The following is an 11637-nucleotide window of genomic DNA, read 5'->3' as shown; positions in this document are numbered from 1 at the left end:
TTCGGTGCGGTTGTCCGGCTCAGTACTCGCCGTTCACCCCAGGGGCTGGCCGCTCACCCCTGGCGAACCGCTCGACCTCGGCCCTGACCACCGCGTAGGCCCGCTCGGTGTGCCCGGTGCAGCTGCCCGCCACGTGCGGGGTGAGGAAGAGGCCGGGCGCGGTCCACAGCGGGTGGCCCTGCGGCAGCGGCTCGGGCTCGGTCACGTCGAGCGCGGCGCGCAGCCGCCCGGAGACCAGCTCGGCGACGAGCGCGTCGGTGTCCACGACCCGGCCGCGCGCGGCGTTGACCAGCACGGCCCCGTCCGGCATCCGGGCCAGGAACTCCGCGTCGACCATGCCGTCGGTCTCCGAGGTCAGCGGCACGACGAGCACCACGACGTCGTGGTGCGGCAGCAGGTCGGGCAGCTCGGACATGGCGCGCACGCCCTCGCGGGCGGTGCGGCCGACCAGGGTGGTGGTGGCGTCGAACGGCTCGACCCTGCGCTGGAGCTGCCTGCCGAGGTCGCCCGCGCCGACCACGAGCACCCTCTTGTCCTGGAGGGTCTCGGTGACGTGGTGCTCCCAGCGGCCCGCGTCGGCCAGGCGCTGGAACACCGGGAAGTCGCGGTAGAGGGACAGCAGCGCGCCGACGGCCCACTCGGCGGTGCTGCCGCCGTGCGCGCCCCGGCAGGTGGACAGCAGCACGCCGTCCGGCACGAGCCCGAGGAACCGCTCGACGCCCGCGCTCAGCAGCTGCACGAGCCTGAGGTTCGGCAGCTGGGCGAGCACCTCGCGGGGGTCGCTGCCCTGGAGGAAGCGGGGGACGAGCACCTCGGCGGTCCCCGCGCCCTCGGGGAGGGGCTTCCCCGGTTCGTAGCGGAGCGCGCGGACACCGTCCACACCGGACAGGGCGGTCACTCCGAGGTCGTCTGGTACCAGCACGGTGAGCGTCACGCCCGCACGCTACCGGCAGGTCCGCGCGGTCCGGGGCACACTGTCCAGCGTGCGGGAGGTCGTTGCCGAGGACGGCACCCGGCTGCGGACCTGGCGGGTGGACCGGGGCGGGCCGGACGTGCTGCTGTGCGCGGGCCTGGGCGTCCCGGAGGCGGCGTGGCCGCCGTTCCCCGCGCACCTGCTCGGCTGGCACTACCGGGGCACACTCGGCTCGTCCCGGCCGGACGACCCGGCGCGGGTGCGGCTGGCGGACCACGTGTCCGACGCGCTGCGGGTGCTGGACGCGGCGGGCGTGGAGCGGTGCCCGGCGCTGGGGTGGTCGTTCGGGGTGACGGTCGCGGTGGAGCTGGCGCTGCGGCACCCGGACCGGGTGTCGGGGCTGCTGCTGGTGGCCGGGCCGCCCGGCGACGTGCTCGGCGCGGTGCTGGGCGCGCCCCTGCTCCCCTGGGACCGGTTGGGACTGGACCGGTTGGGGCTGGACCGGGTGCTGCCGGAGCGGGCGCGGCGGGAGCTGGCGCGCGGCGGGGTGCGGGCGCTGCGCCGGGTGGGGCCGCTGCTGGGCGCGGTGCTGGGCCGGGTGCCCGCGCCGGAGGTGGACCTGTGGGCGGCCCGCGTGCTGGGCCCGCTGCTGCGCACCGACTGGGCCTGGTTCGCCGAGCTGGCGCTCGCGCTGGCCGAGACCCCCACCCAGGACCTGTCCGCTGTGACGTGCCCCACAACCGCCGTCGTGGGCAGGTACGACGGGCTGGCCGCCCCGAGCAGCCTGCTGGGCCCGGTCGCCCGGCTGCCCCAGGCGAGGTGCCGGGTGCTGCCCACCACGCACTTCCTGCTCCCGCTGGCGCACCGGGACGACCTGGTCGCCGAGCTGGCGCTGCTGCTGCGCAGGGTCGACGCGGTGGAGCGGGCGATGGCGTGGGCGGGCAGGCCGCTCACCCCGCGTTCACGGCCGCCCGCCTAACCTGGGTCACCGTGGCGTCACGTCTGAGAGCGGTGCTGGCAGGCTCCGCCGTCGGCCTGCTGGCCGTCGGCTGCGCCAGCTTCCCCGAGCAACCCACCCCGGCGGGCTGGAGCTCGCAGGTCCAGCTGACCCCGCAGGCGGGGCCCACGCCGGAGCTGCCCGGCGAGCTGCCGCAGAGCCCCGGCCAGGGCCAGCAGGCGCCGTCGTCGGTGCCGCCGCCCCAGGGCTGCCAGGACTTCAACCCTGCGGTCATCGGCACCTGCCTGGACCGGGTGTCCGGGGTCGCGCCGATCGCGGTCGACCAGTCGACCGGCTCGGTGACGGCGCTGGCCTCCGAGCGCACCACCGGGCGGCTGCTGCGGGTGGCCAAGGACGCCGAGGCCGTGCAGGTGGCCAGGTTCGAGGTGGACGCGTCGGCGGACGGCGGGCTGACCGCCGTGCTGCCCTCCCCCACCTACGCCGAGGACCAGCTGGTCTACGCGTACGTGACGACCGCGACGGACAACCGGGTGCTGCGGATCGCGCCGGGCGACGTGCCCAAGCCGGTGCTGACCGGCATCCCGAAGGGCGCCTCCGGCAACCGGGGCGCGCTGGCGCACGACGCGGGCGGCGCGCTGCTGGTGGCCACCGGCGACGCCGGGAACCGGGCGCTGGCGGCCGACCCGAGCTCGCTGGCGGGCAAGGTGCTGCGGATCGACCCCTCGGGCGGGCCCGCGCAGGGCAACCCGACGGCGTCGTCGCGGGTGTTCGCGAGCGGGCTGTCCGCGCCGACCGGGCTGTGCGTGTCCCCGGACGGCGCGCGGACGTGGCTGACCGACGTCGGCGCGGGCGCGGACGCGCTGCACCGAGTGGAGGCGGGAAAGGCGCTCGGCGCCCCGGCGTGGAGCTGGCCGGACCGGCCGGGCCTCGCGGGCTGCGCGGCGGCGGCCGACTCGGTGTGGGTGGGGCTGTCGAACAAGAACGGCCTGCTGGTGCTGCCGACCAACCAGGACGGCTCGTTCTCCGGCGAGCCCGCGCCGATGCTGGACGGCGACAGCGGGTTCGGCAGGATCGGCGCGGTGGTCGGGCTGAGCGACCAGGCCGCGCTGGTCGGGACGGTGAACAAGAACCCCGGCGGGACCCCGGTGTCCAGCGACGACCGGGTGGCGGTCGTGGTCAAGCCCGAGGGCGTCGGCGGCGGCAAGGACTGAAGCACTTCCAGAAGCGGGGACCTGACCGCGCGGGAGGAAGAGCGCCTCCCGCGCGGTCACCGCTCCGCTTCACGGAGCGGGCTCGGGTCATCCGGCCCCCAGGCACACGAAGGGTCTTCGCAGCGGGTCCTCGGCGACCGCGCGCGCCAGCGCCAGCGCCGGGCTCTCCCCCGCGAGCAGCTCCCGGTGGAACACCTCCATCGCCAGCGCGGACGGCTCGTCGCCGACCTTGCTGGACGCCGCGATCACCGTCCGCACCCCGCCCGCGAGCAGCGCCCCGGCGAACCCGAGCGGCTCGTCGCCGGGCCGCACCCGGTTGAGCGCCAGCTCGCACGCGGACAGCACGACCTTGGCGGGGAGCTGCCGCACCCGGCCGATCTCGTAGGCGAACACCGCGCCGTCGGTCAGCTCCAGCCGGGAGAACAGCGCGTTCTCCGGCTCGTGCTCGCCGTGCGCGGCGATGTGCGCCAGCCCCTGCCCGCCCAGCGCGGCCAGCACCGCGCCGACCTTGGCCTGCGGCACGTCCAGCACGGTGGGCCGGTCGTGGTAGCCGGCCAGCCTGCCCAGCTCGGTCTGCGCCGCCTGCAGGCCGGGCCCGCGCACCAGCAGCACCCCGTCCGGGTCGTCCTGGCCGCTGCCCAGCGCGGACACCCACGCCGTCGCCGACGGCACCACCGAGGTCGGCCTGCCCGCGCAGGTGGGCAGCACGCCCCACGGCACCGCGTGCAGCGCCCCGGTGGGCACCACGACCAGCTCCCGCCCGCCGAGCATGGCGGCGAGCGGGTGGAGCAGGGTGCGGTCCAGCCGCTCGGCCTCGCGGCGGGCCGACGCGGAGATCACCTCGACCAGCGGCGCGGGCAGGTGGTCGGGGGCCAGCGCGTTCAGGTCGGCGTGCAGCCTGCGCGCGCTCTCCGCCACGGCCCCGGCGGGTCCGAGCCGCACCAGCCGGACCAGGCCGTCGACCAGCACGACGGCGACGAGCTCGTCGTCGGACACCGCGTAGCTGACCAGCGTCCGGTCGCCGAGCGCGGCGGCGACCTCGGCGGCGGTGACCACCGGCCGGGGCGTGCCCCACGGGGCCGCTCCCCAGCCGAGCCGGGTGGCCGCGTGCTTGGCCAGCCGCAGCCGCTCCTCCAGGGCGCCGGTGGACTGCCCGTCGAGGCGGGCGCGCCGCAGCGCGCCGGTGAGCCAGCGGACCTCGGTGACCCCCACGGTGAGCCCGTCCTCCTCGGGCGTCTCGACCGGGTCGTAGCGGTACAGCTGGGCCTTGGTGCGCTCCAACCAGGTGAACAACCGCTGCGCGCCCTCGGCCGAGCCCGCGCCCGCCAGGGCCAGTCGCACGGCCAGCTCGCCCAGTTCGAGGCCGTGCACGGCGGTGCCGGACATCATCTCCAGCCCGCCGAGCCGATCGCGCATCCGGCCCAGCTCGTCCAGCCCCGCCTTGGCCTGGGCGAGCGCGACGCGCCGGTTGCCGCGCGCCAGCGCCAGCTCCGCCCGGCACAGCCGCAGCAGCATCCGCAGGTCGATGGCGACGAACTTGCGCGACCGGACGACCCCGCGCAGCAGCTCGTCGGCCCGGTCGGGCGCGCCCCTGCGGATCTCCAGCCTGGCCGCCAGCACGAGCGCGAGCGCGGCCTGCTCGACCAGCCGCAGCGCGGTCAGCCCGGCGGACAGCGCGATGGCCCTGCGCACCAGCTGCTCGGGTGGGCGGCGGGGGGCCTGGAGCGCCCGCTGGACGTCCACCCGCAGCGCCAGCAGGCCCGCGACGCCCGCCCACACCGGGCTGCCGCGCCGCAGCAGCTTGCGCTGCGCGGCCTTGGCCATCCGCTTGGCGAGCACGAGGTCGCCGTCCTGGAGGGCGGCGGCGGCGCGGAACAGCTCGGCCTCGGCGACGTCCTGCCCGATGCGCTGGCGGCGCAGCTCGGGCAGCACCTCGTCGAGGAGCCTGCCCGCCTCGTCGGCCAGGCCGACGCCGATGAGCGCCTCGGCCTGGTCGATGCGCAGCCGCAGCAGCAGGCCGGGCTCCAGCCTTTGGAACGCGAGCGCCGCGTCGTGGTAGTGGCGCAGCGCGGCCGGGGTGTCGCCCGCGCGCTGGAGCGAGTTGCCGAGCGCGTGCTTGGCGATGGCCGAGCGCATCGGCAGGTCGTGCGCGTCGGCCAGCTCGACGGCGCGGTCCAGGTCCCTGGCCGCCCGGTGGTAGTCCTGGGCCTCGCCGTGCGCGTTGCCCCGGTTGGTCAGCGCGACGACGAGCTGCTCGACCGCGTCGGGCTTGTCCACCAGGACGCGCTCGCTGCGCTCGACCGCCACGTCGAGCCGGGCGACGCCCTCCTCGATCCGGCCGACCCGGCACAGCAGCGCGGCCTGGTTGACGGCGACGACGATGGCGAGGCCGTCGCGCAGGCCCCCGTCGCTCAGGCCGCCCAGCTCGGCCTCGACGGCGGCGAGCTGGGTGAGGCCCCGCTCCACGTTGCCGGTCTCGGCGAGGCAGAAGGCCAGGGTGCTCATGAGCCTGGCGCGGACCTCCAGGCGGTCCTGGGGGGCGATGCCCCCGGTCTCCAGCAGGGCGAGCCCCTCGCGCATCTGCCGGATGGCGAGCGGGTGCCGGTCGGCGGTCGCCGCCTCCAGCGCGCTGCGGTGGAGTTCCCTGGCGAGTTCGATCGCGTTTTCCGGTCCGGTGGGCCCGCGCGTTCCGCGAGGTCTGAGACCGGGTGTGTGCGCGGCCACTGTCATATCAGATCACACGCGGCAAGCAGGGGGCCGGGCGGTTCTCGCCCGGCCCCCTGGACTCGTCGCGCGCTCGCTCCGGAGTTCCCGCTCCCGGTCAGTTGGCCACGGCGGTCACGGGCTCGTCCAGCGGCTTGTAGGGGCCGCCGTTCACCTCGTTCACGGGCTCGTCCAGCGGCTTGTGCGGACCGCCGTTGACGACCGCGTCGGACTTGCCCGACAACCGGTCGACGTCGCCGCCGACCACGTCCAGCCGTTCGGCGGGCGGCTGGTCGGAGCCGAGCAGGGCGACGGGCTCGTCGAGCGGCTTGTAGGGGCCGCCGTTGACGACGACCGCGGGCTCGCCCAGGGGCTTGTACGGGCCGCCCATGGGCGTGACGGGCCTGCGACCACCGGGCGTCGGGCCGGCGGGCGCGGCGCCCGGCTCGTCGTCGGTGCGGACGGGTTCGATGGCAGACATGAGCGTTGTCCTCCCCTTGCAACGGCACCCGCGGCGACGGGTGCTCTCGTGCCTGTGCGTGTGCTGTGATCACTCGAACAGCCCCCCGGCTCGCCCGAGCGGACAAAGCCTTACACAGATGGCGGCTGCTTTGAGGGGTTTTTTTACTCAGAGCCACCAGAGTGCTTTTTGCCCACCTGCCGTGACCAGCCCCGACAATGCTGCGCACAAAACAATGTCACCCTTTAGGAGTAACGTGTTCACTGTGTGAATCCGTGCGCAGGGCGAACAGCGGGGCAACCCGTCACTCGACCTGGGGAGGAATAGTCATCCCGGTAGCGCAATCCGCACCCGACCACGTCCTTCAGAGTGTCACCCGAAAGGGCTAGACAAATGGTCCTCGCGGAGCAGTGGGCCGGTGCGCCTGGAAAGCGCGGGACCCCGGAGCCGAAGCCGGTTCCGGGGTCCCGAGTGCGCGCGTCCGCGCGAGGTGCGCCTGGGTCAGCCGCCGCAGCGGGCGATGACCAGCTCCCGCACCCGCTTCGCGTCGGCCTGGCCCTTGGTGGCCTTCATGACCGCGCCGACGATGGCGCCCGCCGCCGCGACCTTGCCGTCGCGGATCTTCGCCGCGATGTCCGGTTGCGCCGCGAGGGCCTCGTCGACGGCCTTCTCCAGCGCCGAGTCGTCCGACACGACCTTCAGGCCGCGCGCCTCGATCACCGCCTCCGGCTCGCCCTCGCCCTCCAGCACGCCGGTGACGACCTCGCGGGCCAGCTTGTTGGTCAGCTCGCCCGCGTTGACCAGCGCCACGACCCGCGCGATCTGGACCGGCGTGATCGCCAGCTCGCCCAGCTCGACGCCCCGGCCGTTGGCCTCCTTGGTCAGGTAGGCCACCCACCACGAGCGCGCCTCGGCGGGCGTGGCGCCCGCCTCGACGGTCGCGGCGACCAGGTCGACCGCGCCGGAGTTGACCAGGTCGCGCAGCTCGGCGTCGGTCAGGCTCCACTCGGTCTGGATGCGCTTGCGGCGCTCCCAGGGCAGCTCGGGCAGCGTGCCGCGCAGCTGCTCGACCCACTCGCGGGACGGGGCCACGGGCACCAGGTCGGGCTCCGGGAAGTACCGGTAGTCCTCCGCGGTCTCCTTGGCGCGGCCCGAGGAGGTGCCGCCGGTGGACTCGTCGAAGTGCCGGGTCTCCTGGCGGATCGAGCCGCCGCCCGCGAGCACCGCGCCGTGCCGGGTCATCTCGAACCGGACCGCCCGCTCGACGCTGCGCAGCGAGTTCACGTTCTTGGTCTCGGTGCGGGTGCCGAGGACGTCGGAGCCCTTCGGCATCAGCGACACGTTCGCGTCGCAGCGCAGCGAGCCCTGGTCCATGCGCACGTCGGAGACGTCGAGGGCCTTGAGCAGGTCGCGCAGCGCGGTCACGTAGGCGCGGGCCACCTCCGGCGCGCGGGCGCCGGTGCCGGTGATCGTCTTGGTGACGATCTCGATCAGCGGGACGCCCGCCCGGTTGTAGTCCAGCAGCGAGTGCTCCGCGCCGTGGATGCGCCCGGTGGCGCCGCCGACGTGCAGCGACTTGCCGGTGTCCTCCTCCATGTGCGCGCGCTCGATCTCCACGCGCACGACCTCGCCGTCGTCCAGGGTGACGTCGAGCCAGCCGTTGAAGGCGATCGGCTCGTCGTACTGCGAGGTCTGGAAGTTCTTCGGCATGTCCGGGTAGAAGTAGTTCTTCCGGGCGAACCGGCACCACTCGGCGATCTCGCAGTTGAGCGCGAGGCCGATCCGGATCGCCGACTCGACCGCGGTGCCGTTGACCACCGGCAGCGCGCCGGGCAGGCCGAGGCACACCGGGCACACGTTGGTGTTCGGCTCGCCGCCGAAGGCGTTCGCGCAGCCGCAGAACATCTTGGTGGCGGTGTGCAGCTCGACGTGCACCTCAAGGCCCAGGACGGGGTCGAACCGCTCGACGACCTCGTCGTAGTCCATCAGCTCGTAGGCCGTGGTCATGCCAACCCGTCCTTCCGGTACGCCCTGACGGCCATGGCCGCGCCCGTGACGGCGACCAGGATGCTGCCCGCCGCGTTGACCAGGGCGAGCTTGTCGCCGTCACCGCGCGCCGCGCGCAGGGTGGAGAACGCGCTCGCCGCCGCGGCGACGGCGCTGAGCAGGCCGAACAGGCCGCGTGCCGCCTTCATCGGGCCGCTCCTTCCAGCTGGGGGGCCTGGCTGATGACGGTGTGGCCGAGCGCGGCGTCGCGGGCGACCTCGTAGGCCGCGGCGACCCGGTACATGCGGTGGTCCTGCAGGGCCGGGGCCATGATCTGCAGGCCGACCGGCAGGCCGTCCTCGGCGGACAGTCCGCTGGGGACGCTCAGCGCGGCGTTGCCCGCCAGGTTGGCGGGGATCGTGCACAGGTCCGCCTTGTACATGGCCATCGGGTCGCCGGTGCGCTCGCCGATCTTGAACGCCGTGGTGGGCGTGGTCGGCGACACCAGCACGTCGACGGTCGCGTAGGCGGCCTCGAAGTCGCGGGTGATGAGCGTGCGGACCTTCTGCGCCGAGCCGTAGTAGGCGTCGTAGTAGCCGGAGGACAGCGCGTAGGTGCCGATCATGATGCGCCGCTTGACCTCGGCGCCGAAGCCCGCCTCGCGGGTCAGCGACATGACCTCCTCGGCGCTGCGCGTGCCGTCGTCGCCGACGCGCAGGCCGTAGCGCATGGCGTCGAAGCGGGCCAGGTTCGAGGACGCCTCGCTGGGCGCGATCAGGTAGTACGCGGGCAGCGCGTAGTCGAAGCTCGGGCAGGAGACCTCGACGATCTCGGCGCCGAGCTGCTTGAGCTGCGCCACGGCCGCCTCGAACGAGCGCAGCACGCCGGGCTGGTAGCCGTCGCCGGAGAACTGGGTGACCACGCCGACGCGCACGCCGGTCAGGTCGCCGGACAGGCCCTCGCGGGCCGCCGCCACCACCGGGGGGACGGGGGCGTTGATCGAGGTCGAGTCGAGCGGGTCGTGGCCCGCGATGACCTCGTGCAGCAGCGCGGCGTCCAGCACCGTGCGGGCGCACGGGCCGCCCTGGTCGAGCGAGGACGAGAACGCCACCAGGCCGTAGCGGGACACCGAGCCGTAGGTGGGCTTGACGCCCACGGTGCCGGTGACCGAGCCGGGCTGGCGGATCGAGCCGCCGGTGTCGGTGCCGATCGCGAGGGGGGCCTCGAACGCGGCGAGCGCGGCCGAGGAGCCGCCGCCGGAGCCGCCGGGGATGCGGTCCAGGTCCCACGGGTTGTGGGTCGGGCCGTAGGCGGAGTTCTCGGTGGAGGAGCCCATCGCGAACTCGTCCATGTTCGTCTTGCCCAGCACCACGACGCCAGCTTCCTTGAGCCTGCGCGTGACGGTGGCGTCGTACGGCGGGCGCCAGCCCTCCAGCATCTTCGAGCCGACGGTCGTGGGCACGCCCTCGGTGGTGAAGACGTCCTTGAGCGCCAGCGGGACGCCCGCGAGCGGGCTCGCCGGGGCCTCGCCCGAGGCGACGGCCTCGTCGACGCGGCGGGCCGCGGCGAGCGCGCCCTCCCGGTCGACGTGCAGGAAGGCGTGCACGGCGCCGTCGACCGCGTCGATCCGGTCGAGGTGCGCCTGCGCGACCTCGACGGCGGAGACCTCGCGGGAGGCGATCTTCGCCGCCAGGTCGGCGGCGGTGCTGCGGGTCAGGTCGTTCATGCTTCCTCACCGAGAATGCGCGGGACGCGGAAGCGGCCTTCCTCGGCGGCGGGGGCGCCCGCGAGCGCCTGCTGCTGACCGAGGCTGGGACGCACCACGTCCTCGCGGAACACGTTGGTCAGCGGTACGGCGTGCGAAGTGGGTGGGATGTCAGCGGTGGCGATGTCGCCCACCGTGGCCACCGACTGCAGGATCACGTCAAGCTGGCCTGCGAAGAGGTCAAGCTCGTCGTCGGTGACGGCGAGCCTGGCCAGGCGGGCCAGGTGCGCGACCTCGTCGCGGGAGATGCTCGGCACCTCGTCAACCCCCGTGGGTCGGTTGTGGGATCTGGGACCCGGCGAGTCTATTGGCTGGTCAGGGTGAGGGCCGACCGGGTTGTCGTGCGCGGTGGGGGGAGTGGCGGATTTTACGCCCGCGCAACGCACGGCGCGGGTCGGGGAGCGAGGCTCCGTCTGAGACAATCACCGGCTGGCGGGTGCCGAAGTCCGGCAGTCCGGCAGTCCAGGGGTTCCGCAGCCCAGCAGTTCCGCAGTTCCGCAGCAAGCCTGGAGGCGTGCACCGTGTCCTTCCTGATCCGCGTCCAGCTCCCGGACCGTCCCGGCACGCTCGGCGCCGTGGCGTCGGCCCTCGGCGAGATCGGGGCCGACATCCTGAGCGTGGACGTGGTGGAGCGGTCACCGGGGGTCGCCATCGACGACCTGGTCGTGGAGCTGCCGTCCGGGCGGCTGCCCGACGGGCTGATCACCGCGGCGGAGTCGGTGGAGGGCGTCGAGGTCGACGCGGTCCGGCCGTACGCCGGGGTGCTGAACACGCACCGGGAGCTGGAGCTGGTGGAGGAGGTCGCCGACGAGCCCGCCAAGGGGCTCGCGGTGTTCACCGAGGGCGTGCCGAAGATCATCCGCGCCGGGTGGGCCGTGGTGATCGAGATCGACGGGGGCGGCTACCGGGTGACCGCGTCGGCGGCGGCGCCGGAGAGCGTGGAGCTGCCGCCGTGGATGCCGCTGGCCAGGGCGACGGTGCTGGACGGCGAGGACGGCTGGGTCCCGGAGACCTGGCGGGAGCTGGGCACGGAGCTGGCGGCCACGCCGCTGGGCCGCGCCGACCGGGTGCTGCTGGTGGGGCGGCCGGGCGGGCCGATGTTCCGGGCGGCCGAGGTCGCGCGGCTGGCGCACCTGGCGGGGATCGTCGCCGTGGTGCTGCCGGACTGAGCGCCGGTGGCCTGAGCGCCGGTGGTCTGAGCGCCGGCGGGCCCGTCGCGCGGATGGCGGTGGGCTTCCCGAACGAGGGGCACGAGCGCGGCGGGCCGCACGGTGTTGGATACCGCACATGGCGACGCTCACCCCTGCCCTGTTGCGGCACCGCGCGGGCCACAAGTCCTACTGGCGCGGACTGGCCTACCGGGACGCCGTGGTCTCCGTGGTGCACCACCCCAGGCACGTGACCGGGGTGGTGCGCGGCAGCTCGGAGTACTCGATCACGCTGACCTGGGACGCCGAGGGCAACCTGCGGGGGACCTGCGCCTGCCCGTACGGGGAGCAGGGGTTCTTCTGCAAGCACTGCGTCGCCGTGGGCCTGGTGCTGCTCGACCGGGGCGAGACCGTGCCCGCGCCGGACGCCGAGGACGACGAGCTCCGCACCGCCCTCACCCGCCTGCCGCGCGCGGCGCTCGTGGAGCACCTC

The 11637-nt window shown here is 74.7% G+C and carries 11 protein-coding genes; 4 read left to right on the top strand and 7 right to left on the bottom strand.

All coding sequences use genetic code 11. The features are described from left to right. Positions 1–19 precede the first annotated feature (19 nt). On the bottom strand, positions 20–934 hold the full coding sequence (locus tag ACTUAL_RS29095; protein WP_440902477.1) for a 2-hydroxyacid dehydrogenase: 915 nt from the start codon (positions 932–934) through the stop codon (positions 20–22). Positions 935–983: 49 nt separating this feature from the next. Between ACTUAL_RS29095 and ACTUAL_RS29090 the strand changes: the two genes are divergently transcribed. Further along, positions 984–1892: an alpha/beta hydrolase gene (locus ACTUAL_RS29090; protein ID WP_440902476.1), complete on the top strand. Its 909-nt coding sequence runs from the start codon at positions 984–986 to the stop codon at positions 1890–1892. A gap of 11 nt (positions 1893–1903) precedes the next feature. Beyond that, the gene (locus ACTUAL_RS29085) at positions 1904–3082 is read left to right on the top strand and encodes a PQQ-dependent sugar dehydrogenase (RefSeq protein ID WP_232520060.1); all 1179 of its coding nucleotides are present in this window, start codon (positions 1904–1906) and stop codon (positions 3080–3082) included. Between the two features lie 87 nt (positions 3083–3169). Here the strand turns inward: ACTUAL_RS29085 and ACTUAL_RS29080 are convergent, their stop codons facing one another. The 6 genes from ACTUAL_RS29080 to gatC form a co-directional block, all read right to left on the bottom strand. Next, complete coding sequence (locus ACTUAL_RS29080) at positions 3170–5662, bottom strand: CHAT domain-containing protein (RefSeq protein ID WP_440902475.1); 2493 nt, start codon at positions 5660–5662, stop codon at positions 3170–3172. Between the two features lie 241 nt (positions 5663–5903). Beyond that, positions 5904–6266, bottom strand: a complete 363-nt coding sequence (locus ACTUAL_RS29075; protein WP_440902474.1) for a hypothetical protein — start codon at positions 6264–6266, stop codon at positions 5904–5906. 480 nt (positions 6267–6746) lie between these two features. Then, positions 6747–8252: an Asp-tRNA(Asn)/Glu-tRNA(Gln) amidotransferase subunit GatB gene (gene gatB / locus ACTUAL_RS29070; protein ID WP_096496687.1), complete on the bottom strand. Its 1506-nt coding sequence runs from the start codon at positions 8250–8252 to the stop codon at positions 6747–6749. Beyond that, a complete protein-coding gene (locus ACTUAL_RS29065) occupies positions 8249–8440 on the bottom strand; it encodes a hypothetical protein (RefSeq protein WP_096496688.1) in 192 nt (63 codons plus the stop codon). The genes gatB and ACTUAL_RS29065 overlap by 4 nt, the downstream gene beginning before the upstream one ends. Next, complete coding sequence (gene gatA / locus ACTUAL_RS29060) at positions 8437–9957, bottom strand: Asp-tRNA(Asn)/Glu-tRNA(Gln) amidotransferase subunit GatA (RefSeq protein WP_440902473.1); 1521 nt, start codon at positions 9955–9957, stop codon at positions 8437–8439. Before gatA ends, ACTUAL_RS29065 begins: the two co-directional genes overlap by 4 nt. Then, positions 9954–10253 (bottom strand): Asp-tRNA(Asn)/Glu-tRNA(Gln) amidotransferase subunit GatC, encoded by a 300-nt coding sequence (gene gatC / locus ACTUAL_RS29055; protein ID WP_015804727.1) that lies wholly within the window; start codon positions 10251–10253, stop codon positions 9954–9956. The genes gatA and gatC overlap by 4 nt, the downstream gene beginning before the upstream one ends. A gap of 264 nt (positions 10254–10517) precedes the next feature. Between gatC and ACTUAL_RS29050 the strand changes: the two genes are divergently transcribed. Continuing rightward, positions 10518–11165, top strand: a complete 648-nt coding sequence (locus ACTUAL_RS29050) for an amino acid-binding protein (RefSeq protein ID WP_096496690.1) — start codon at positions 10518–10520, stop codon at positions 11163–11165. 118 nt (positions 11166–11283) lie between these two features. After that, the coding region (locus ACTUAL_RS29045) for an SWIM zinc finger family protein (protein WP_440902472.1) at positions 11284–11637 on the top strand (354 nt) is incomplete at its 3' end.

This window comes from Actinosynnema sp. (genome assembly GCF_052038725.1).
This window is presented reverse-complemented; position numbering and strand designations above follow the sequence as displayed.